The organism is Rhodoglobus aureus (assembly GCF_039527955.1).
GTDB classification, from domain to species: Bacteria; Actinomycetota; Actinomycetes; order Actinomycetales; family Microbacteriaceae; genus Rhodoglobus; species Rhodoglobus aureus.
Genome location: NZ_BAAAKW010000032.1, coordinates 43258 through 63532, shown reverse-complemented (window position 1 = coordinate 63532; position 20275 = coordinate 43258). Strand labels below are relative to the sequence as shown.

Sequence of the window (20275 nt, the reverse complement as noted above, 5' to 3'; positions counted from 1 at the left end):
AGGTGGCCTTCTACGCATTGCCGCCTCGGCCACCGATGAGCGCGATCACTTCGGCGCGTTCGACGGGGTCGCTCAGCACTCCTCGCGAGGCGAGAGTGACTGTTGAGCTGGAGGTTTGGCGTGATCCGCGAGCCGAGACACAACCGTGCACAGCATCGATCACAACGAGCACGCCGCGTGGCGAAAGCCCTTCGTCGATGGCGCCAGCGATTTCCTCGGTGAGACGCTCTTGCAGTTGAGCGCGCGCCGAAATCGTCTCCACTACTCTGGCGAGACTGCCAAGGCCGATGATCCGCTCATCCGGCACATACGCCACATGGGCTACGCCAAGAAACGGCAGCAGGTGGTGCTCGCACATGGACCGAAACTCGATGTCACGCAGCACCACGAGCTCGCCCGTTTGGTCGGAATTGGCGGTGAACTCGATGCTGTCGGCCAAATGGTCGAGCGGGTCAACATGGTTGCCTGCGAAGAACTCGGAGTACGCCTCAGCGACCCGGCGCGGGGTGGCAGTGAGGCCGGCCCGCGCTGGGTCTTCGCCAACGGCATCCAGAATTTCGGCTACCGCAGCTTCGATGCGTGCGACGTCGATCGACATTGTGCCCTACGCCGTCGCGACGCCTGGCGACTTGCGTGGCCGAGGCTTGCGTGCCGGCTTTGACGGTGTGGTGTTGTCGCTCTCTGCTGCTTCAGTCGCTTCGGCGCGCTTCTTGGGCACCTTCACGGGAGGCAATTGAGAGACGGGGCGTGCGTCACTCGAAAGCCACTGAGGGCGCTCGGGCAACTTGGCAATTCCCTTGAAGATTTTCTCGAGCTCATTGTGATCGAGGGTCTCTTTTTCGAGCAGTTCGCGAGCGAGCTTGTCGAGTACCGTGCGGTTCTCGTTGAGCATCTGCCAGGCCTCGTCGTGGGCTTGGTCGATCAGTACGCGAACTTCTTCGTCGATGATCTTGGCCAGCTCGTCAGAGTATTCACGTGTTGCGCCCATGTCGCGGCCCATGAATGGTTCGGCCGATCCGGTGCCCAGCTTTACAGAACCGATTCTGGCGCTCATGCCGTATTCGGTAACCATGCGGCGGGCAATCGAGGTTGCCTTTTCGATGTCGTTGGATGCCCCGGTGGTCGGGTCGTGGAACACGATTTCTTCGGCAACACGGCCACCCATCGCGTAGGCAAGCTGATCGAGCAACTCGTTGCGCGTGACGGAGTATTTGTCTTCTAGTGGCATCACCATCGTGTAGCCGAGGGCACGACCGCGAGGAAGGATCGTGATCTTGGTGACGGGGTCGGTGTTGCGCATCGACGCTGCCGCGACCGCGTGGCCACCCTCGTGGTACGCGGTGATGAGCTTCTCTTTGTCATTCATGAGTCGCGAACGACGTTGCGGGCCGGCCATCACACGGTCAACGGCCTCGTCGAGAGCACGGTTGTCGATAAGTTGCGCGTTGGAGCGCGCCGTCAGGAGTGCTGCTTCGTTGAGCACGTTCGCGAGATCTGCACCGGTGAAACCAGGAGTCTTGCGAGCGAGAACCTCAAGGTCAACACCTTCGGCCATGGGCTTGCCCTGGCCGTGCACCTCAAGAATTTGCTTGCGGCCCAGCATGTCGGGGGCATCCACACCAATCTGACGGTCAAAGCGACCGGGGCGAAGAAGTGCGGGGTCGAGAACGTCTGGGCGGTTTGTTGCCGCGATCAGGATGACGTTGGTCTTCACGTCGAAGCCGTCCATCTCAACCAAGAGCTGGTTGAGGGTCTGCTCGCGCTCATCGTTTCCGCCACCAATTCCGGCACCACGGTGACGACCGACAGCATCGATCTCGTCGATGAAGATGATCGCTGGTGAGTTTTGCTTGGCCTGTTCGAAGAGGTCGCGAACACGGCTCGCACCGACACCCACGAACATCTCGACAAAGTCAGAACCGGAAATTGTGTAGAACGGCACGCCAGCTTCACCCGCGGTCGCCTTAGCGAGCAGGGTTTTACCGGTTCCGGGAGGGCCGTACAGCAGTACGCCCTTGGGGATGCGTGCGCCAACAGCCAAGAACTTGGCCGGCTCTTTCAAAAAGTCTTTGATCTCTTCAAGCTCTTCGATGGCTTCGTCAGCACCAGCGACATCCGCAAATGTGGTCTGCGGGGTGTCTTTGCCGACCAGCTTGGCCTTCGACTTGCCGAACTGCATGACCTTGCCGCCGCCACCCTGCATGCGGCTGAAGATGAAGAAGAAGATGATGCCGATGATGAGGAACGGCAGCATGATCGACAAGAACGACATGAAGAAGTTCTCTTGCGGAACCTGGTCATTGAATTTCTTGACGTCTGCGCCATTGACCGCCGAAACGATCTCGGTTCCACGCGGCTGCACGTAGTAGAACTGCACCTTGGTGCCGCTGTCGCCGGCCGCCTTCGAGAGTTCGAGATCAACGCGCTGCTCGCCGTCGATGATCGTGGCTGACGTTACCGTCGAGCCTTGGAGCAGGCTGAGGCCCTGTTGCGTAGTGACCTCTTTGTAGCCCTCGCCAAGCAGCAGGCTCGCTGCGATAGAGACTGCGGCGATGCCGATGATGATGTACGGAACCGGGCCGCGAAAGATGCGCTTAAAATCCATGATGTTCCGGGCCGTGTGACCCAGTACCTCTCTCTGAAGAAACGTGCTGCAAGGTTACCGTTACTGCGCTGCAAGACGACTGCGTGTTTTCCCTCGGCGTAATGCGCTGCGCGATCGATGCACGGTCATTGGTGGCCGAAACTGACGACCTGTGGATGCCGCGAGCGCCGCCCGTGCGAACCTTAGTGGTTTTCGGTGGTCACTGTGAACGTCTGCACGCGCGGTGGCAGCTCGGGGCTCATCAGGATGTGGCACCTGATTCGGCCGCGTTCGCCAGCGATTGTCCAGTTGGTGACCGCGGGGGTGTCGCGGAGTTCGCGAGGCAGTTCGGTGAGTGCTGCGTCGGTGAGCGGTCCCACCTCGCCGATCGCTTTCGCGATGCCCGCGATGCGTTCCTCATAGGGAACGTCGAGGGCCAGGTTCACTGAGGCAACAGCTTCGGCGCTTGGGGTATCCCAGTTGCGGATGAGGCCGTCGAAAACATCGCGCGCAGCAAGCGTCTCTGGCCAGGCCGGTGCCGGCACAGTCAATTCGCCATAGCTGTTTAGCGCGGCCTGCAGCGCCTGAGTCGCCGGGATCGAGGATGCCGCAAAAGTGCCGTTCTCGAACGCGACGATGCCGAGCCCGGTGGGGGCATGCCAGCGCATGTGGGCGCTGAAGCCGGGGTAACCACCCGAGTGCGACACGATCTTCGTCGTCCCCTCATCGACGAACAGACCGTAGCCGTAGCCGTGGGCGGTGGGCTCCGAGAACTCGGCGACCTTTGACGTGCCCTCCGGTACAACCCGCTGAATCTGCTGCAGCTCGCGACGGCTTGCCGCAGACAATGGTCCAGCGGAGGTGTCCTCTGGTTCGAGGGCGCCAGCGAGCCACAGCGACCAGCGCACGAGGTCAGTCGCGGTGGAAAACAAGCCACCCATGGCCGAAAATACTCCGGGCAGAGTGAATGGCTGAACCTGCCACGCGCCATTCGCGAGCCGGTAGCCGAGGGCGACGTCGGCATCCGGGTCTTCATCGAACCGGGTGGAGCTAAGACCGAGCGGTTCGAGAATCTCGGTAGTCATAGCCTCGAGGTAGCTGCGGCCAGTGATCTCAGTGATTACTTCGTTGAGCAGCGCATACCCGAGGTTCGAGTACTCAAAGCGGGTACCCGGCGTGCTCGAATAGCGGATGCCCGTCGAGACGAATTCGTCGAGCTCCGCCCGGGTCATTTCCTCCATGCGGTCGCCCCAGGGGTTATCGGTCGGGAAACCGGCCGACATCGTCATGAGCATTCGCACGCTCGGCGTGACCGGAGCAGCCTCGGGCGCAAGAGCGCGGAACGCAGGCACAAAGTCGGTGATGGTCGCATCAAGGTTGAGCTGCCCACGATCGCGCAGCATCAGCAGCATCGTGCAGGTGAAACTCTTCGTACACGACGCGATGCGGAACACTGTGTCGTGATCGGGCGCGGTCTCGTTGCCGAGCACGGTCTCGCCGAAACCGCGCTCGAGCACGATCCCGTCGGGCCCGAAGACCGCGAAAAACGACCCGGGGGTCTTCTGATCAGCTACCCGATTCTCAAAGAGACCAACGATGTCGTCGGTCGCCTGATCGATTGCTGCCTTCGCCCTCATTCAGCCGGCCCTACGCGTAGACGTGAGGCGCGAGCACTGCGACACCGCGCAGGTTGCGGTACTTCTCGGCATAGTCGAGTCCGTAGCCCACCACGAACGCGTTGGGGATGTCGAAGCCGACGTAGCGAACATCCACCTCGACCTTGGCGGCATCCGGTTTACGCAGCAGGGTGCAGATCTCCACGGATTCAGCACCGCGGCTGCGCAGGTTGCCCAGCAACCACGACAGGGTGAGGCCCGAGTCGATAATGTCTTCAACGATGAGCACCTTGCGGCCCTGAAGGTCGCTGTCGAGGTCTTTGAGGATACGAACGACACCCGAGGACTGCGTGCCTGCGCCGTACGAGGAGACGGCCATCCAGTCCATCTCCAGCGGCAACGTCAGTTCACGAGCGAGGTCGGCCATCACCATGACTGCACCGCGCAGCACACCAACCAGCAGGAGCTTTTCGCCCGCATAGTCAGTCTCGATCTGGCGCGCCATGACGGCGATCTTCTCGTGAATCTCTTCCTGGGTCAGAAGGACCTCGCTGAGGTCTCCTTCGACATCACTAAACTGCATCGCGTTCCTCACTGTGGGCGGAAAAGTGGAGAAGATTCTCTCGACGTTCAACCCTAACGCCGGGAACGTGGATCGGTCCCTGTCCCCGCCAGTCGGTGACGAGGCGTGCGATCTCCAGTGTGTGGGTGCGGCTGAGCGACACATGGAACTCGCTGAAGACCGCTAGCCGAATTAAACGCTGGCGGAGAGCGGCCGGGTTTGCGGCGAGTGCACGCACCGGCAGAGAGATTCCGGCCTCCGAAATATCGGCCAAATCTTCGGCCATTTCTTCGGCAAAGTGGTCGAGTGCTTCGGCATCTTCGCGGGCCTGATCGGCGGTTCGAGCCAGTGCTTCGCGGATGCCGGGGCCAAGTTCACTTTCCAGCAACGGCAAAATGGTCTGCCGAACCCGCACTCGCGTGTACGAAGTGTCGAGGTTGTGCGGGTCATTCCACGCCACGATCTCGGAGTCTGCGCAGAACTGAACGGTCATGCTTCGCGGCACTGCCAATAGCGGCCGCAGGTATTCGCCGGTGTCGGCCGCCATGCCCTTGAGACTGCCGGCGCCACTGCCGCGGGCGAGCCCGAGCAGCACCGACTCGGCCTGATCATCGAGGGTGTGGCCCAGCAAGACACGGGTAGCGCCATGCTCAGCGGCGGCAGCGGCAAGCGCCGTGTAGCGTGCGTCACGGGCGGCAGACTCTCGGCCTCCGGCGTCACCAACGAGCACTGAGCGGATGTCGACGGGGTCGAGCCCTAAGTCGCGTGCCTGCTGGGCGGCAGTGGCTGCGACAGCCGCTGACCCCTCTTGAAGGTTGTGATTGACGATCACGGCGCCAGCTCGCACGCCAGCCTTACGCGCCTCGAAGGCGGTCGCTGCCGCAAGCGCGAGAGAATCGGGGCCACCGCTGAGGGCGACCAGCACGAGAGGTTCGGTGCTGGTGCTGGTGCTGGTGCTGGTGCTGGTGCTGGTGCTGGTGCTGGTGCTGGTGCTGGTGCTGGTGTCAGATGCTGCGCCAGAAACCGTGACGGGAATGCCACCGCCAACTGTCAACGAAGCAAGCGCTGTGCGAACGGCGCGACGTACGTCGGCGATCGCAGGGGTAAGACGGGGGCGCCGTTCGGAGTGCATCCAGTAACGTTATTGCAGCAACCCCACATTTTTCTTAGGAGCACCTACATGGCCGCATACGACGTTGTCGTTGAGATTCCGCGCGGAAGCCGGAACAAGTACGAAGTTGACCACATCACCGGTCGCGTTTTTCTTGACCGCTACCTCTTCACGACCTTCGCCTACCCCACCGACTACGGCTTCTTTGAGAACACTCTCGGCCTCGACGGTGACCCCGTCGACGCTCTGATCTTGCTCGACGCCCCCACCTTCCCCGGTGTTGGCATCTCGGTGCGCCCGGTTGCTGTGCTCAACATGAGCGACGACGGCGGAATCGACTCGAAGGTCATCTGCGTTCAGGCCAAGGACCCGCGCTGGTCGCACATTCAGGACCTGAATGATGTTCCCGAGTTCACTCGCAAAGAGATCGAACACTTTTTCGAGCACTACAAAGACCTCGAGCCCGGCAAGTGGGTCAAGATCGACGGTTGGGGCGACGCCGCAGAAGCTGAAGCGATCGTTGTCGCCGGCTTCGAGAAGCTCAAGGCTGAAAGCCACTAAGGCTTCGCCGCTTCGGCGGCATCGGGCGTGTGGCTTTCGTCGCCGCATACTCCACACAACGAACAATGGCGGATGCTCGAGAGCATCCGCCATTGGCGTTTAAGGATTAGTGCGACCGCGGACGGCCGACCTCGGAGGGATTAGCCGAGGCGGACGCCTTGGTTTGCCATGAACGAGACCGGGTCAGTGGTGTTCCAGCCGCCGGGGCGAACCTCGAAGTGGAGGTGGCATCCAGAGGAGTTTCCGGTGTTGCCCACCTTGGCGATGTTGGTGCCAGCGGCAACACTCTGTCCGTAGGAGACGCGGATTCCACCAGCAAGGATATGTCCGTAGGCGGTGCGCAGTCCGTTGGCGTGCTCGAGGATGATGTAGTTTCCGTAGCCACCATTCCAGCCGTAGGCGGCATAAACAACGGTCCCGCTTGTCGCGGCATAGATGTTGGTGCCACAGTTCGCACCCAGGTCGACCCCCTTATGGAAGCGGGAGCCGTATTGCGAGCTGTAACCGTAGGTTGACGTGATATAGCCACCAGCGGGGCGAGTCCAACCAGACGAGCTGGGACCAGCAGGCGTGCTGCTACCAGGGTTCTGGGCGGCGGCCTCAGCTGCTGCCTTCTCGGCGGCGATTTGAGCAGCCCTGGCTTCGGCTGCGACCTTTGCTGCAGCGGCAGCGCGCGCTGCTTCGCGCACGCGAACTCCCGCAAGGTAGTCAGCCTCGGTGGTTTGACGTTCTGCAGTGAGAGCAGCGAGCTGCGCGTCGAACTCGATCTTGCGCTCTTGCTGCTCGGCAACTGCCACTTCGGCTGCTTGTGCGGCTGCCTGTGCCTCAGCGAACGCCTTTTCGGCGGCAACCTTGAGTACTTCTAGTTCTGCACGAGCAACCTCGGCCGCGTCGCTCAGCGACTGGGCCGTGTTGCGGGCTTGAACTGCACGATCAAAAAGTGCGGATGTCTGCTGCGAGATCTTCGACGACATACCCAAGTTGTAGAGCAGGGCGTCGGCGTCTTGCGAGTTGGTGAGGAGGTTCGTGGTGACATCGCCGCCACCGGCACGCACGAGCCGCGCGGCAAGCTCGCCGATTCGCTTCTCAGCTTCATCGGCTTCGATGCTGGCGGAATCCGCCTGCTCCTGCAAAGTTTCGGTCTGAGCAGACTTGGCCTGGAAATTAGTGTCGGCCTCTTGCCAGAGGTTTCCCTTTTCTTCGGAATCTTTCTGGGCGGCCACGGCCTGCGACTCAAGCTGAACAAGAGCAGCCCTAATACGCGAAACGACCGCTTCCGTAGCAGCTTCGTTGTTGCGTGCCTCCGCGACGTCGCTCCACGTGGGGTAGTCCGTGGCGGCTACGGCTTGGCCACTTCCGCTATAAAGCGTGCCTCCGACAACGAGGCTGAGCACGGCAGTGAAGCCGACAACTCGAAAAATTAGTGAGCGAAGCGTGAGCTTCGCTGCGGTCCCCCGACGCGCCTGCGTGACGTTCATTGTTCCCCTCAACATGTTGAGTGCCGACTAGTACCCCCCTAGTCACAGCAATAACATTGACCACACTACCAACAGGTGGCCCAAAAGTCTCAACCTTTCCCTGAACCTAGTTTTTGGCACGCCACCACTGTCGCGCACCCTACCGGCGGGTCAAGTTCGATGGTTGGGGCGGTTAAGACCGACTTCGATGGTCTTAGCCGAGGCGGATGCCCTGGTTTGCCATGAACGGGATCGGATCAGTGGTGTTCCACCCACCGGGGCGAACCTCGAAGTGGAGGTGGCATCCGGTGGAGTTTCCCGTTGAACCCACCTTGGCAATGTTGGTGCCAACGGCAACGTTCTGGCCGTACGAAACTCGGATGCCGCCGGGGGCGATGTGACCGTAAGCGGTGCGCAGGCCGTTGGCGTGTTCGATGATGATGTAGTTGCCGTAGCCACCGTTCCAGCCGTAGCCGGCGTAAACGACGGTTCCGCTGGAGGCAGAGTAGATGTTTGAGTTGCAGCCAGCGGCCAAGTCAATACCCTTGTGGAAGCTGGAACCGTAGTTCGAGCTGTAGCCGTAGGTGGAACTGATGTAGCCACCGGCGGGGCGAGCCCAGCCGCTGAGGCTGATCTCACCGGCGTCGATATTGGGAACCTGTGCCGCCGCCGCTGCCGCCGCTGCCGCTGCCGCCCGTGCAGCTTCGCGAACACGAACTCCCGCAAGGTAGTCAGCTTCAGTGGTTTTACGCGCTGCAGTGAGGGCAGCCAGCTGAGCGTCGAATTCAATCTTGCGCTCTTCCTGCTCCGCCAACGCAGCCGCTGCGGCCTGGGAGGCTTCCTGGGCCTCGGCGAATGCCTTCTCTGCGGCGATCTTGAGTACTTCAAGTTCTGCACGAGCAACCTCGGCTGCGTCGCTCAGCGACTGGGCCGTGTTGCGGGCTTGAACTGCACTATCAAAAAGTGCGGATGTCTGCTGCGAGATCTTCGACGACATACCCAAGTTGTAGAGCAGGGCATCTGCATCTTGCGAGTTGGTGAGGAGGTTCGTGGTGACATCGCCGCCACCATCACGCACGAGCCGCGCAGCAAGCTCGCCGATTCGCTTCTCAGCTTCGTCAGCTTCAGCGCTAGCGACATCCGCCTGCTCCTGCAAAGTTTCGGTCTGAGCAGACTTGGCCTGGTACTTAGTGTCGGCCTCTTGCCAGAGGTTGCCCTTTTCTTCGGCATTCTTCTGGGCGGCAGCAGCTTGAGTCTCGAGCTGAATGAGAGCGGCTTTAATGCGGGCGACTACAGCCTTAGTGGCGGCCTCATCGTTACGGGCCTCAGTAACATCACTCCATGTGGGGTAGTCCGTGGCAGCCACGGCCTGACCGGTGCCACCAAACAGCGTGCCTCCGACAACGAGGCTGAGCACGGCTGTGAAGCCGACTACACGAAAAATTAGTGAGCGAAGAGTGAGCTTTGCCGCGGTCCCCCGACTCGCCTGCGTGACGTTCATTATTCCCCTCAAGATGTTGAGCGCTGGCTAATGGACACTAGTCACAGCAGTAACACTGACCACGCTAACAACACGTGGCCCAAAAGTCTCAACCTTTCCATGAACGTAGTATCTGATCGCCTCAGAGTCGAGTACATTTGAGCCTGTTGGAAAACATGGTTTTTGCGAGATACCAGATAGCTTGCTTCTCAGTTTGGTAAATCACGAAAGTCACCGTATGCTTTTCCCTCGGTAGCTAAGAAGTTCTGTGACTTCGAGGCCCCATCGTTTAGTGGCCTAGGACACCGCCCTTTCACGGCGGCAGCACGGGTTCGAATCCCGTTGGGGTCACCAGACAAAACACAGAATTAAATAGCTAGGCCCTGTAGCGCAGTTGGTTAGCGCGCCGCCCTGTCACGGCGGAGGTCGCCGGTTCAAGTCCGGTCAGGGTCGCAAACAGAACGCCTCTTCGAAAGGAGGGGCTTTTTGTGTAGTAGGGGGAAACCCTTGCGAGTAAGAGGCAACTCTTACGGCTCTGTAGCTCAGTTGGTAGAGCGCACGACTGAAAATTGTGAGGTCACGGGATCGACGCCCGTCGGAGCCACTTGACCCTTTCCCGGGCTTCTACTGGGCGAGGGTCATTTTTTTGTCCTCGCGCCCTGCTTCTTGCGACCTACGGCGCGCGACCGGCCAGCCGTCTCAGCGCCGGGAGCCCTTCTTCCTCAGCTTGACACTGGTCGCCCGTCCTTTTGGAAACTCAGGAGATCCGACCGTACCTACACCACAACGCGCTTGTTAACAGGGATCACATTGCCACTCGGCGAGAGTTTCCTGAGTTTCCGAAGGCTGCAGGGGCTGGACGGGGCGTCAGACCAAGCCAGAACGTGGAAACGAGGGGCACTCGTGCGGAACCTCTCCGCAGGCCTAGCCACGCTCAGAAGCCGCGCTTGGTTGTAGCGCGGGTGAGGCAGTCGTTCAGCCGATGCGCCCGACGCCGGGGATAAAGCGGCCGACGCGGAGTGCATAGTCGGGATAGTCCTCGTAGCGCTCCGCGAGCATCCGCTCCTCCCAGCGCGCCTTGGCCATGAGCAGCACCACGAGCGCCAGCCACACGCCCAGATGCCACCAGGTGGCGCCAGCCAGCGCGACACCGAGTGCGCCAAGCATGAGCCCGCTATATATCGGATGGCGCACCAGCCCGTACAGGCCGTCGGTCACCAGTTCTGAGCTGTCGAGCGGCACCGGGCTGGCGGTAAGGGAACGACCAAGCCCGCGCACGCCGAGCACCGCGATGACCGCGCCAGTGAGTGCGAGCAACCCCGCAAGGACATAGACGAGAGCGTCGCGGTGCCACAGCGGATCGTTCCACGGCAGAAGAACAACCGCGGCGAGCAGCACAAGCTGCACGGCGACGAGTGCAATCCCGATCGCGCGTCTGCTCATGATCTGCTCCTCTTCGACAATCTGTTTGGGGTGTCTTCATCACCGGCGATTGCCCGCTGGCTTCGAGGTCACAGTGATGCAGGTGCACTTCCTTGCTAGGTCCTGACTAGAGGCTACGACTTGTCGCCGGGAACGTCGAGGAAGCAGCAACGTGGCGTACGAACGCCGCCCTACACCGCCTAACCGGGCAGCTGACTTTCGCTTTGGCTTGTCTAGTGACTAGACAAGCCAGGGAACCCCGCGTTTCCTCCCCTTGAACCGACAACCTCTTCGCCTGAAGAAGGCTGTACTGCGGAATCCCAAGAGACCTCGTCCTAGCCATCTTTCGGGCTGACTTCGGCCGCGGTGAAGACACCCGCGGAGGTCCAAGAGCTGGAATCGAAGTAACGAGCAAACCAGTTGGCTGCAACATCCGTCACCGCAAAGGTGCAGGCGTGTTGGGGTCGGCGGACTTCTCGCTGCGATGGTTCGAGCTCGAGCCGTGCGGCGCACGAACCCCTCCTGGATTGCGTGGGGTGCAGAGTCGCGATTGAAACTATGAGAATCGTCTAAGGACTAGCTGAATGTGCGGCCGCAGCTCTGGCCGAGTGCGATCGGCCCTCGAGGTACGAAATCTTAGCTAGCGGACTCTCCCGCAGAAGCCCGCTACGGCATCGGCGGTTGACTACCCCGCGGCGCAGCAAGCAACGCTTCGAGGGGCATAATTGCCGCACCCAGTGCGACAGTGTCACCACCGAAGCTGCAGGCGTGCAGCGAAAACTGCCCGCCCGGTCGCACGAGTGCCTCTGCACACGTCGCTTCCTCAACGCGGGAGGCGAGCGACTCCATAAGTCGGAGCCCAACCCAGCCGCCGATAATAACTCGCTCGGGGTTGGTGAGGTTAACGAGGCCGCCTAGCGCTGAACCGAGGGTCTCAATGAGTTCATCGACGACACCAACAGCAACCGGGTCGCGCAACTCAAGCAGTTGCCCAACGGCGCCCCAGCCGGAACCATCAAATACTCCACCGGCTTCGCGCCACAATTCGAGAATGGCATCCGCACCAAGGTAAGCCTCGACACATCCGTGTCCACCGCAGCGACAGAGACGCCCGTTGCGCACAATCTTGACGTGACCCCACTCCCCGGCACTGCTGTTGAGACCGCGAGCAAGTTCGCCATTCGACACAATCGCGAGGCCGACGCCGCGACCGAGCAGCACCACGAGGGCTTCGTTCACACCACGTGCCGCGCCATCCCACAGCTCGGCCATCGCCTGGGTCTTAGCGCCGTTCTCAGCAAAAACTGGCATGTCGTGCGAAACGAGATCGGCGACAGGGATGGGCGACCAACCGAGGCTCTGGGCGTACAGAACTTGGCGGCCCTCAGCATCCGACTCGACGATTCCGGGCAGTCCCAGCCCGATGCCGACCATACGGTCCCATGCTGCTGGATTCCGCGCCCGCAAAGCGTTAAGCGCCTCATCAAGATCGGCAGCGATCGCTTCAATGGGCTCACCCTCGCGGCCACCGCGAAACTCCCGATCGATGCGCGTCATCGACAGGTCAAACAGCTCAACCGCAACACCACGCTCGCCCACATCCGCGCCCAGAAAATAGGCACCGACAGGGTTGGGGGCAAGCAGGGTCACCGGTCGTCCACCACTCGAAGCCACCGAGCCGGCCTCCATGACGAGCCCCTCCGAGATGAGCTCGGAAACCAGATTCGTGACCGACGCGACCGACAGGCCCGACTCGCGTGCGATAGCCGCGCGCGTCGTTTCGCCTGTGAGAATCACACTGCGCAGCGCCTGCGAGCGGTTGCGCTGACGCACATCGCTCACCGTTGCCGGCGCGGAAGTAGTGAGTGCGATGCGCCCGATCATAAATCCAGACCCTACCAAGTCTTGTCGCCTCCCGACGGGTAGATCCTTGAGACAGTTGTTTCGCCGGTGGCGATGACCCGGATGCCGCGGGCCGTCTGCTCGACGCGCACCGCAGCATCCCGGCCCTCGCCGTCCACCACGTGCGCCGCAGCGGCACCCGTGAACTCGTACTCGAGCCAGTCGCCCTCGGAGAGGTCCACGACCAGTTCCTCGGCGATATCGTAGACACGGCCATCCATCTGCTCGAACGGATTTGCGGGGTTGTCGCCATCGCTAGCCCACCGCAACGGCACTGTGTCACCGGCGCGGATCGCCTCAACACCGCCTGTGGCAGCAATCGAATAGGACTCACCAGCACCGCGATAGCCGTACCCCCACACGGGCAGGACCGCCGGATGAGAAGCAAGAAGAGCCGCAATAACCTCAGGCTGCCAACGACAGTTCTCGATCCTCATTGCGTCAAGCAGATCCTCAAAGACAGGTTTCGCTTCGGCGGGAGTGATCGCTGAAGGGTCGCTAATGCTGGCAATGACACGGTCCCATCCTTCTGGCGCAATAATCGACGCAGCCGACGTGCGAGTGTCAATCTTCTTCCACGGCCAAAAGTTCCAACCGATCCCGTGCGACTCATACAGACGGAACGCCGCATACAACCACTCGAGTGTGTTCTCGCCACCCTCACCCATGTAGATGGGCAGTCCAAGACGATCCCGAACCTCAAGGAACGCCGAAATCGACTCGGTGTCGGGCGATGACCAGTACTTGTGGAACTGCAGCAGCGAGTTGTCATCCCACACCTCGGTGAAGATGTCCCAGTTCGTGGCCCAGTGCGCACCCTCATAAACGATGAGGTGGTCGGGATCGACCGCGCGAATCTCCCGCGTCAGGTCGCGGTAGAGCTCAGTGAGAGAATCCGCGTAGGTGTGCTGCCATTCGTTCGGCAGCGGCTCATTGAGGAGGTCGTATCCCAGCACGACCGTCTCATCGCGATAGCGCGTTGCAAGATCCTGCCACAACCGCACGGTGAGCTCGCGGTAGCGCGGCTCCATGAACAACTCCGGCAGATTGTGCGGCGAATCATCAATGTTGGTGCCCGTCTGACCGCCCGGTGCCCCATGAAGATCGAGCATCACCCACAGCTTGTGTTCACGACACCACTCGATGAGCCGATCGATCATGGCGTAACCAGCCTCAATCGGATCGCCGTTCTCATCCTGAATAACGCGCGAATTGATCGGCAACCGCACATGGTCGAAACCGGATGCCGCGATAAGAGCAATGTCCGCTTCAGCAATAAAGTTCGTCCGGAAGCCCTCCCAGAATCGCTCCGCTTCCGCAGCCCCCAGGAGTCGCTCCGTGAGCCGCTCGATTTCCCGAGGAGACTCCGCTCCTGGGCCGAACTTCCACATGTATCCCTCGGGCAGCATCCAGTTGCCCAGCCCCACCCCGCGGAGGAGCAACTCGCGGCCTGAGCCATCGACGAGGCGAGCATCCTGTGCATGCACAAAGCCGTCAAAGGATGCGGGACGTGGTTCGAACGCTGGTGTGGCGATCATGAGATCAGTCATGGGTTGCTTTCGTTACTTAAGACCGGAGAGGGCGAAGCCCTGAATGACATAGCGCTGGAAGACGATGAACACGATGAGGATCGGAATGACCATCACAGAAGCCGCCGCCATCTGCAGCGAGGGGTTCACTGCGAGCTGTTGGTTGAGCAGAGCGAGCCCAACGGAGAGTGTGTAGAGCTTCTGGTCGCTCGCAATGATGAGCGGCCACAGGAAGCTGTTCCAACCGGAGATGAATGTCAGAACGATTTGCACCGCAAGGATCGGCTTAGACATCGGCAGCACGATCTGCCAGAACGTACGGAATTCTCCGGCTCCGTCGAGGCGCGCGGCCTCAAGCATCTCCGTGGGGATGGTGGTCATGAATTGACGGAAGAGGAAGATGGCGAATCCGCTCACCAACGTCGGGAGAGCGATGCCGACCAGGGTGTTGGTGAGCTTCATGCCGTTGAGGATCAGATAGGTCGGAATCATAGTGACCTGAATCGGGATCATCATTGTCGCGAGAACGAGGAAGAACATCCACCGGCGCCCACGGAAATCGAATTTCGCGAACGCGTACCCTGCCATCGCCATAAACATCAAGCCGATGAATCCAATAAGTACGACAAGGATTGTATTGACGAGGTAACGTCCGAAGTCCATCTCAGTGAAGAGAATTTGGAACCACTGAAGTGTCGGCGCCTCAGGCAGGATCGTGGGAGGGAAAGTCACCGACTCCCGCTGCGGCTTGAACGCGGTCGTGAGCATCCACAGAAACGGGAACGCCGTAATCAGGGCGCCGATCCCCAGCGCGATTCCGATCGTTACGGTGAGCGCGCGTCTCCGCTTGGCGTGAGTGCGATCAGTAGTCATCGTCTGCCCGTCTCACTCGCAATTGGATGAGGGTGATCACGGCGATGATCGCGAATAGCACGATCGAACCGGCGCTGGCATACCCGAACTGGTTGAGCCTGAAGCCCTCTTTGTAGAGGAAGATCGAGGCCGAGGTGGTGGCACCGAGCGGCCCACCGTCGGTGAGCACGAAAGGCTCGTCGAAAAACTGGAGCCACGCAATCGTGGTGGTGACGCTCACAAAGAAAATCGCGAAACGCATGAGGGGTATCACAATCGAGAACGTCTTCTTCCATTCCCCTGCCCCATCGAGGGATGCCGCTTCCAGGTACTCCTTCGGAACACCCTGAAGTGCGGCAAGGAAGATGATGATGTTGAGCCCTGTTCCGCGCCAGACAGCGACAAGTGCCACGGAGAACTTCGCCAGTAGCGGGTCTGACAGCCACTGCACCTGGGGCACTCCCACGAGCGAGAACAGATAGTTGAGCAGTCCGAACTGGGTGTTGTAGAGGTAGCCCCACACGAGTGAGATGGCCACAATGGCGGTGATGGCTGGGATGAAATAGAACGCTCGAAGCGAGCGGAAGAACCTGCTCTGGCTATGGTTCAGCAGCAGCGCGACCCCGAGCGACAGGACCACAATGGCCGGCACCCCAAACACCGCAAACAGACCAGTGTTGCCGATGGCCTGCCAGAAGTCGGGGTCTGCAAAAAGTTTTGTGTAGTTGTCGATGCCGATGAACTTGACGTTGTTCCAGTCGGCGAAGGCGGAGATGTTCATGTTTGTCGTGCTGATGACAGCGGCGACAAGGATCGGGAAAATCCCGAAGGTGATGAGCAGAAGCATGGCGGGCGACACGAACAGGTAGGGAGTAAGGCGATTGCGCACCGTGCTGTCCTTCCTGTTCGTGTCGCGTCGCGACGCTGGATTACTTCTGAGAGGTGGTTGTTGCTAGTTAATCGTGAGGCCCGCGGTTGTGGAGTAAAGGCCGTCAAGTGACGACTTCGCATCCGCTCCCGTGAGCGTTATCGCGTTGAGAGCATTGAGCAACTCGGTTCCGACAGCACCATCCCAGTTGGAGACGAGCGGAAGAACCCTGGCTGTCTTGAGCTGGTCGGTGTAGACCTTCACATTGGGGTCGCTGTTTAGTTCCCCATCTTCAAGGGCGGCAGTCACCGTCGGCAGCTCGCCGGTCATGGCGTACCACTCAAGCTGCTGCTCGGACTGCGAAATGTACTCAAGCAGCTCAAGTGAGGCATTCTTCTGGTCGGTGTTGGCCCACACTCCAAGGTTCGAACCAGCGAACAGCGAGATAGACCCACCATCACCAGCGGGCAGCGGGCTTGCCTGCCACTTGCCGTCAAGCTCTGGGGCCGAGTCTGCGATACCTCTGCCCAGGTAAGGGCCGCTCACGAGCATCGGTGCGACACCGGAGATGAACCCCTGGGTCTGATCGAAGTCGCCATTGACGGGCACGCTCTTGTCTGCGTAAAGCCCGGTGTAGATATCGACTGCTTTCTGGAACTCGGGAGTATCGAAATTGACGTTGCCGTCAGCATCGATGACCTCACCACCCATGCTCCACGTCATCTCGATTGGCAGCGGTGCATCCCACTGAGGAATGTAGTAGCCGTACTGGCCTTCGCCGCGTGCCGCGAGAGTTTTAGCGTCAGCACGCAGTTCGTCCCACGTGGCCGGGGGTGCGTCAATGCCGGCTTCCGAAAGGATGTCGGTGCGAGTGAAAAGCACCCGCGTGTCGCTTGTCCACGGAACGCTCACGATCTCTCCACCAACCGAAGTCGCGGTGCCGGAAACCCCTGAAGGGAAGTTCGCGGGGTCGAGACCGGGGTAGTTGGCAATTTCATCGTCGAGGGGCAGGAGTGCACCGGCATCCGCAAACGTGCGGAGCTTGGATAGACCGATCTGGAGGATGTCAGGCCCAGACCCGGACGCGACAGCAGTAGTGAGCTTCTCGTCGATCGAATCCCACGGGATCGCGACGACCTCAACTTCGATGCCACTGTCAGCCACGAGATTCTCGAAGTTCGTACCCGAGTCGCCCATGACCCAGACGGTTAGTGGACCTTCAGCGTCGACGCTGCCGGTCGCGGCTGTTGTCGAGCACGCGCTCATGCCTATGGTGAGCCCCACTGCCGCAACGGCGGCGACAACGGAGGTTGCTGTTCTCTTCATTGAGATTCCTTTTCTCGTTTTTTCCTGTGCATTGCAGTGGTGCATGGGCGAGTCATCCAGACTCGCACCATTCGGGTCAGGCTGTTGTGTACGCCACGACTTCCTGATGCTCGGTGATGAGGCGCTGATACCAGTGCGCACTCAATTTCGGGATCCGCTCCTGAGTGCGGTAGTCGACCCATACGAGGCCGAAACGTTTGCTGTAGCCTTCCGCCCACTCGAAGTTGTCGAGGAACGACCACGCGTAATAGCCGCGAAGATCAACGCCTGCTGCGATCGCATCGGCGGCCGCGCCGAGGTAGCCGCGCAGGTAGGCGATCCGCTCGGTATCGACAACATCGCCATTGGGGTCGACGTAGTCGTCGTAGCTCGCCCCGTTTTCGGTGACGTAGAGCGGCACACTGGTGAACTCGCGCGAGACTCTGGTCAGTACCGCAGTCAGAGCTGCCGGGATGACCGACCAGCCAAAGGATGTTGTAGCCGGCTCAGCAGGCTTTTCGGCAACCCCAAAAGGTGCTGTCGCGTCGTGCGAGGCGATGACACGTTGGTAGTGATTGACGCCAGCGAAGTCGGTGGGCGCCGAGATGATCTCGAGGTCACCGTGCTGCACCACGTCGCTAAGTCCTCGGGGGCCAAGGGTGTCCCACACGGCGTCCGAGTATGCGCCCAGGTAGACGGGGTCGAGGAAGACGCGGTTGCTCGACGCGTCGAGGCGCACTGCTGCTGCCGCGTCATCCGGCGAGTCGGTTGCGGGCACGATGTCGGTCACAATATTTGTGATGCCGACGGATGCGCTGGGCATTACTTCACGGATCCCCGCGACGGCCAGCCCATGGCCCAGATTGAGGTGGTGCGCGGCATGAATCGCTGCGCGGTAATCCTTGCGGCCGGGAGCGTGCGCTCCGTTTCCGTAGCCGAGGAATGCGCTGCACCATGGCTCGTTGAGTGTCAACCAGTCGGTAGCGAGGTCGCCGAGCGCCGTTACGGTTCTCGTAGCGAACTCTGCGAAGCGGTACGCCGTGTTCCGCACTGGCCAACCGCCGGCATCTTCGAGAGGCTGCGGCAGGTCCCAGTGGTAAAGCGTTACGAGTGCTCGGATGCCACGTGCCGCAAGTCCTGCGAGAACGTCGCGGTAGAAGGCGACGGCGATCTCGTTCAACTCGCCGTGTCCGCTGGGCTGCAGCCGTGACCACGACACGGAGAGCCGGTAATCGGTAACTCCGAGATTCTTCAGCAGGTCGAGGTCTGCTTGCCAACGGTGGTAGTGGTCGCAGGCGATGTCACCCGTATCCCCGTGCAGGCTGAGGCCCGGCGTATGCGAGAAAGTGTCCCAGATGCTCGGTCCACGACCACCCTCGAAGGCGGCACCCTCGACCTGGTAAGCCGCAGTGGCGAGACCCCAGCGGAAGTCCGAGGGGAAAGTGCCGAGGGCCTCAAGCGAAGGCTCAGTCTTGAGCCGGGCGGAGGGAGAAGTCTCGGTCATCGTTGATCGCATTCGGGTTGAAGGTGCTGTGGTTATGACTTATTTCAATACTTACTATAACCAGTGTCAAAACGATGTCAAGGGTCTTTTATGAGAAATGTGACGGTTGCGTCACCACCAGAACAGCCGAGGCCCCGCTTCGCGGCTCGGCACCCGCCAACCTCCCCGCCAGCCGCAGCTTCGAACCGCGCGGGTACTGGCTCGTCCACAAAGTCGGGCGCAACGGAGAGTAGTGCCCCGACTTGTTTAGAGCTAACTATTGCGCCGAGCAGCCCACCCGCTACCCCAGCGTCCCAGTTACGGAGTCGCGACCTCGAAGGTATTGCAGGCGCCTGGGCCGCCGTTTAGGCCGGTCATGAACCATTGCTGGCGCTTCTCGCTCGAGCCGTGCGTCCAAGACTCAGGAGTGACCTGGCCTTGCGTGGACTGCTGGATGCGGTCGTCGCCAACCGCCGACGCTGCACTCAACGCATCCGCAATCTGGGCCTCCGTCACGGGGTCGAGAAAGACAACTCCGTCGTCGTTCTTGATGGTGGATGCCGCCCCCACCCATGCTCCGGCGAAGCAATCTGCTTGCAGCTCAAGGCGCACCGAATCTGACGACGGCCCAGTCGTCTGCCGATCGAGACCCTCCATTATTCCTGTCGAATTCTGGATGTGGTGACCCCACTCGTGCGCGATGACATACATCTCCGCCAGTGGTCCGCCGCTCGAACCGAAGCGGCTGCGCAGGTCATCGTAGAAGGCGGTGTCGACGTAGATGCGCTCATCGGCTGGGCAGTAGAACGGCCCCGTAGCGCTAGTGGCGCCGCCACATCCGGTGTTCGTCTGGCCCGAGAAGAGCACGACGTTGGTGGTGCGGTAGGTCTGGCCGAGCGTGGGTAGTTCGCTCTCCCAATAGGTGTCGAGCGAATCTGCGGCAGCGGCGATCCTGCAATTGATGCTGTTATTCGCGGCCTCGCCCGTTGTGCATTCGGAGAGCGGTTGGCCCTGCTCCTGCCCGCCGCCGCCAGTTGTTCCGCCGCCAACGAGCCCTGTCAGGTCGACGCCGAGGACTTGGGACGCGATGATCAGTCCGATGACGAGCAAACTGCCACCGCCGCCTACGGCAATACCGGTGTTTCGGCCACGCCGAGAGACCTTGCCGGGGTTGATTCGTGCGTTGTCATTGAACGTCATAGAGAAAATTTACTACTCGTTGCCACGTCCCACCAGCGCAACCACTCCGATATCCTTGAGCTATGAAGACCATCACCGTTGTCACCGTTCTTGGCAAGCTTGCCCTCGTTGCGATGGGTGCGGTCGTTGCGCTCACTGGCATCATTCTGCTGGTCAACTTGGCTGTGCCGAGCCTGCTCGCTGGCTTCACGCACTAGCAGCCTCGCGTCCGGTGCCGCGCATCGAGAGTCGAGGCCCGCGCCGGCAGAGGCAGCTCTGTCTAGCGAGCTCAGCCTTCAGCCTGTGAGTAGCCCTGAGCGCCACATATCTTTCAGCATTCTTCGGTGAACTGACCTTCAGGAGT

The 20275-nt window shown here is 60.8% G+C and carries 17 protein-coding genes and 3 tRNA genes; 5 read left to right on the top strand and 15 right to left on the bottom strand.

From position 1 onward, the window contains the following. Window positions 1-10: 10 nt before the first annotated feature. The 5 genes from folE to tilS form a co-directional block, all read right to left on the bottom strand. On the bottom strand, window positions 11-598 hold the full coding sequence (gene folE, locus ABD112_RS09555) for a GTP cyclohydrolase I FolE (RefSeq protein ID WP_343925340.1): 588 nt from the start codon (window positions 596-598) through the stop codon (window positions 11-13). Window positions 599-604: 6 nt separating this feature from the next. Beyond that, on the bottom strand, window positions 605-2605 hold the full coding sequence (gene ftsH / locus ABD112_RS09550) for an ATP-dependent zinc metalloprotease FtsH (RefSeq protein WP_343925338.1): 2001 nt from the start codon (window positions 2603-2605) through the stop codon (window positions 605-607). 182 nt (window positions 2606-2787) lie between these two features. After that, window positions 2788-4221, bottom strand: coding sequence for a serine hydrolase domain-containing protein (locus ABD112_RS09545; protein WP_343925336.1), 1434 nt, complete (start codon window positions 4219-4221; stop codon window positions 2788-2790). A gap of 10 nt (window positions 4222-4231) precedes the next feature. Further along, window positions 4232-4783 carry a hypoxanthine phosphoribosyltransferase gene (hpt, locus tag ABD112_RS09540; protein WP_343925334.1) on the bottom strand — a complete coding sequence of 184 codons (552 nt, stop codon included), beginning with the start codon at window positions 4781-4783 and terminating at the stop codon, window positions 4232-4234. Next, on the bottom strand, window positions 4773-5894 hold the full coding sequence (tilS, locus tag ABD112_RS09535; RefSeq protein WP_343925332.1) for a tRNA lysidine(34) synthetase TilS: 1122 nt from the start codon (window positions 5892-5894) through the stop codon (window positions 4773-4775). Before tilS ends, hpt begins: the two co-directional genes overlap by 11 nt. Before the next feature lie 48 nt (window positions 5895-5942). Here tilS and ABD112_RS09530 point away from each other — a divergent pair, with 48 nt between their 5' ends. Beyond that, window positions 5943-6434 (top strand): inorganic diphosphatase, encoded by a 492-nt coding sequence (locus ABD112_RS09530; protein WP_343925330.1) that lies wholly within the window; start codon window positions 5943-5945, stop codon window positions 6432-6434. Window positions 6435-6574: 140 nt separating this feature from the next. On the opposite strand, the gene ABD112_RS09525 is transcribed toward ABD112_RS09530, so the two are convergent. Both ABD112_RS09525 and ABD112_RS09520 read right to left on the bottom strand, forming a co-directional pair. Further along, a complete protein-coding gene (locus ABD112_RS09525) occupies window positions 6575-7912 on the bottom strand; it encodes a peptidoglycan DD-metalloendopeptidase family protein (RefSeq protein ID WP_343925328.1) in 1338 nt (445 codons plus the stop codon). 193 nt (window positions 7913-8105) lie between these two features. Further along, window positions 8106-9392: a peptidoglycan DD-metalloendopeptidase family protein gene (locus tag ABD112_RS09520; protein WP_343925326.1), complete on the bottom strand. Its 1287-nt coding sequence runs from the start codon at window positions 9390-9392 to the stop codon at window positions 8106-8108. Window positions 9393-9649: 257 nt separating this feature from the next. On the opposite strand from ABD112_RS09520, the gene ABD112_RS09515 reads away from it, so the two are divergent. The 3 genes from ABD112_RS09515 to ABD112_RS09505 all read left to right on the top strand — a co-directional run bounded on the left by ABD112_RS09515 (window position 9650) and on the right by ABD112_RS09505 (window position 9975). Further along, a tRNA-Glu gene (locus ABD112_RS09515) sits at window positions 9650-9725 on the top strand. A gap of 25 nt (window positions 9726-9750) precedes the next feature. After that, a tRNA-Asp gene (locus tag ABD112_RS09510) sits at window positions 9751-9824 on the top strand. A 78-nt stretch (window positions 9825-9902) separates the two neighbouring features. Beyond that, a tRNA-Phe gene (locus tag ABD112_RS09505) sits at window positions 9903-9975 on the top strand. A 371-nt stretch (window positions 9976-10346) separates the two neighbouring features. Here ABD112_RS09505 and ABD112_RS09500 read toward each other — a convergent pair. The 8 genes from ABD112_RS09500 to ypfJ form a co-directional block, all read right to left on the bottom strand. Beyond that, the gene (locus ABD112_RS09500; protein WP_343925324.1) at window positions 10347-10814 is read right to left on the bottom strand and encodes a methyltransferase family protein; all 468 of its coding nucleotides are present in this window, start codon (window positions 10812-10814) and stop codon (window positions 10347-10349) included. A gap of 645 nt (window positions 10815-11459) precedes the next feature. Beyond that, on the bottom strand, window positions 11460-12677 hold the full coding sequence (locus ABD112_RS09495; protein WP_343925322.1) for an ROK family transcriptional regulator: 1218 nt from the start codon (window positions 12675-12677) through the stop codon (window positions 11460-11462). An 11-nt stretch (window positions 12678-12688) separates the two neighbouring features. Next, window positions 12689-14245, bottom strand: a complete 1557-nt coding sequence (locus tag ABD112_RS09490; protein WP_343925320.1) for a glycoside hydrolase family 5 protein — start codon at window positions 14243-14245, stop codon at window positions 12689-12691. A 12-nt stretch (window positions 14246-14257) separates the two neighbouring features. Then, complete coding sequence (locus ABD112_RS09485; RefSeq protein ID WP_343925318.1) at window positions 14258-15097, bottom strand: carbohydrate ABC transporter permease; 840 nt, start codon at window positions 15095-15097, stop codon at window positions 14258-14260. Then, entirely contained in the window at window positions 15087-15965 is an 879-nt protein-coding gene (locus ABD112_RS09480) for a carbohydrate ABC transporter permease (RefSeq protein ID WP_343925316.1), read from the bottom strand. The genes ABD112_RS09485 and ABD112_RS09480 overlap by 11 nt, the downstream gene beginning before the upstream one ends. 63 nt (window positions 15966-16028) lie before the next feature. Continuing rightward, window positions 16029-17270: an extracellular solute-binding protein gene (locus ABD112_RS09475; RefSeq protein WP_343925314.1), complete on the bottom strand. Its 1242-nt coding sequence runs from the start codon at window positions 17268-17270 to the stop codon at window positions 16029-16031. Window positions 17271-17346: 76 nt separating this feature from the next. Then, window positions 17347-18753: a GH1 family beta-glucosidase gene (locus ABD112_RS09470; RefSeq protein WP_343925312.1), complete on the bottom strand. Its 1407-nt coding sequence runs from the start codon at window positions 18751-18753 to the stop codon at window positions 17347-17349. Window positions 18754-19050: 297 nt separating this feature from the next. Then, window positions 19051-19932: a KPN_02809 family neutral zinc metallopeptidase gene (gene ypfJ, locus ABD112_RS09465; RefSeq protein WP_343925310.1), complete on the bottom strand. Its 882-nt coding sequence runs from the start codon at window positions 19930-19932 to the stop codon at window positions 19051-19053. Window positions 19933-19994: 62 nt separating this feature from the next. On the opposite strand from ypfJ, the gene ABD112_RS09460 reads away from it, so the two are divergent. Next, complete coding sequence (locus ABD112_RS09460; RefSeq protein ID WP_343925308.1) at window positions 19995-20129, top strand: hypothetical protein; 135 nt, start codon at window positions 19995-19997, stop codon at window positions 20127-20129. Window positions 20130-20275 lie beyond the last annotated feature (146 nt).

Coding starts and splice junctions, on each gene's coding strand:
- ABD112_RS09545 (WP_343925336.1), bottom strand. CDS start 4,221: ATGAGGGCGAAGGCAGCAATCGATCAGGCGACCGACGACATCGTTGGT.
- folE (WP_343925340.1), bottom strand. CDS start 598: ATGTCGATCGACGTCGCACGCATCGAAGCTGCGGTAGCCGAAATTCTG.
- ABD112_RS09530 (WP_343925330.1), top strand. CDS start 5,943: ATGGCCGCATACGACGTTGTCGTTGAGATTCCGCGCGGAAGCCGGAAC.
- ypfJ (WP_343925310.1), bottom strand. CDS start 19,932: ATGACGTTCAATGACAACGCACGAATCAACCCCGGCAAGGTCTCTCGG.
- ABD112_RS09460 (WP_343925308.1), top strand. CDS start 19,995: ATGAAGACCATCACCGTTGTCACCGTTCTTGGCAAGCTTGCCCTCGTT.
- ABD112_RS09500 (WP_343925324.1), bottom strand. CDS start 10,814: ATGAGCAGACGCGCGATCGGGATTGCACTCGTCGCCGTGCAGCTTGTG.
- hpt (WP_343925334.1), bottom strand. CDS start 4,783: ATGCAGTTTAGTGATGTCGAAGGAGACCTCAGCGAGGTCCTTCTGACC.
- ABD112_RS09525 (WP_343925328.1), bottom strand. CDS start 7,912: ATGAACGTCACGCAGGCGCGTCGGGGGACCGCAGCGAAGCTCACGCTT.
- ABD112_RS09475 (WP_343925314.1), bottom strand. CDS start 17,270: ATGAAGAGAACAGCAACCTCCGTTGTCGCCGCCGTTGCGGCAGTGGGG.
- ABD112_RS09485 (WP_343925318.1), bottom strand. CDS start 15,097: ATGACTACTGATCGCACTCACGCCAAGCGGAGACGCGCGCTCACCGTA.
- ABD112_RS09520 (WP_343925326.1), bottom strand. CDS start 9,392: ATGAACGTCACGCAGGCGAGTCGGGGGACCGCGGCAAAGCTCACTCTT.
- ABD112_RS09495 (WP_343925322.1), bottom strand. CDS start 12,677: ATGATCGGGCGCATCGCACTCACTACTTCCGCGCCGGCAACGGTGAGC.
- tilS (WP_343925332.1), bottom strand. CDS start 5,894: ATGCACTCCGAACGGCGCCCCCGTCTTACCCCTGCGATCGCCGACGTA.
- ftsH (WP_343925338.1), bottom strand. CDS start 2,605: ATGGATTTTAAGCGCATCTTTCGCGGCCCGGTTCCGTACATCATCATC.
- ABD112_RS09490 (WP_343925320.1), bottom strand. CDS start 14,245: ATGACTGATCTCATGATCGCCACACCAGCGTTCGAACCACGTCCCGCA.
- ABD112_RS09470 (WP_343925312.1), bottom strand. CDS start 18,753: ATGACCGAGACTTCTCCCTCCGCCCGGCTCAAGACTGAGCCTTCGCTT.